Genomic DNA, 1291 nt, shown 5'->3' with positions numbered 1-1291 from the left:
TGAGGGGCCTCGCGTTTTCCGGACAGGCATCTGACTGTCTATTTCACGCGGCGATTCGCAACTTCTCGTGCTCGGCGTGGACTTCGCGCGGAGGGCGGTAACCCACTGCCGAGTGGAGGCGTTTGCGATTGTACCAGAATTCGATGTAGCGAGTGATGTCCTGCCGGGCTGCCTCGCGGGTCAGGTAAGTCACCCTTGATGCGCGCTCGTTCTTCAGGGCACCGAAGAACGATTCGGCCATGGCGTTGTCGAAACAGATCCCGGTGCGGCCGGCAGATCTGCGGAGCCCGAAGCGGTCCAGTGTCTTCCCGAACTCGGCTGACATGTAGTTACTTCCGCGATCCGAGTGAAATATCGCGTCGGCCGAGAGGTTCCTGTTCCGTGCCGCGTTGCGGATCGCTCTGGATATCAGTGGGGTTTGGTAGTGGTCGTCCATCGCGTAACCGATGACTTCCTTCGTGCAGCAGTCGATGACCGTTGCGAGGTACAGCCAGCCTTCCCCGGTCGCGATATAGGTAATGTCGCCGACGAGCTTCTCGCCGGGCGCATCCGCGGTGAAGTCGCGGCCGACGAGGTCCGGCACCTGGCCGGCCGCAGCCTGAGTGAGGTTGAACCTCTTCGGCCGTGGCTGGCAGGGAATCAGGCCCAGTTCGCGCATGAGGCGGCGGACCAGCTCCACGCCTGCGGTGACGCCCCAGCGGTGCAGCTGGGCCTGGATGCGCCGGTGCCCGTAGGTGCTGTCGGACATGTCGAAGGCTTTCTCGATGAGCAATTTCAGTTCTTCGCGCCGCTGGGCGGTCGCGGATTCCGGGCGGGATCGCCAGTCGTAGTAGCCGGATCTGGAGACGCCGAGTCGGTCGCACATGAACTCGACGCTGTATGCGTACTTCTCGGTGTCGAGCCGCATCTCGTCGATGAACTCGTACTTGCTTGCTACCGGGGATCCTTCGCGAAGTACGCTGCGGCTTTTTTCAGGAAGGTAACTTCCATCTCCAGCTCGCGGTTGCGTCGTTCGAGTTCCTTCAGGCGCGCCCGCTCGTTCACCGTCAGTTCCGCATCGGGGGTTGGTTCCTGCTGCTTCTGGTACTTCTTCACCCAGCCGCGCAGAGTCTCCGAGTTCAGCTCAAGCTCCCGGGCGACTTCGGAGATCGTCTTGCTTGACCTCAACGCGATCTGGACGGCTTCCTCGCGGAACTCCGGCGAGTACTTACTGGGTGGCGCCACTTCTTCCTCGTTTCCTTGTTCAGGACAACCCTATTGGATGCCTGTCCGGAAACTTCGTGGCCCCTCA

General features: G+C 61.6%; 1 protein-coding gene. It reads right to left on the bottom strand.

Annotated features, from left to right (window positions below):
* Window positions 1–43: 43 nt before the first annotated feature.
* Window positions 44–1224 (bottom strand): IS3 family transposase gene (locus ABZT12_RS39325; protein ID WP_356394680.1). Its coding sequence is split into 2 segments (ribosomal slippage): window positions 44–960 and window positions 960–1224, totalling 1182 coding nucleotides; the frame shifts between segments, so codons are not numbered across the junction.
* Window positions 1225–1291: the final 67 nt, after the last annotated feature.

Origin of the sequence: Streptomyces sp. NPDC005423, assembly GCF_040606415.1 — a bacterium.
GTDB lineage: Bacteria > Actinomycetota > Actinomycetes > Streptomycetales > Streptomycetaceae > Streptomyces.
This window is presented reverse-complemented; position numbering and strand designations above follow the sequence as displayed.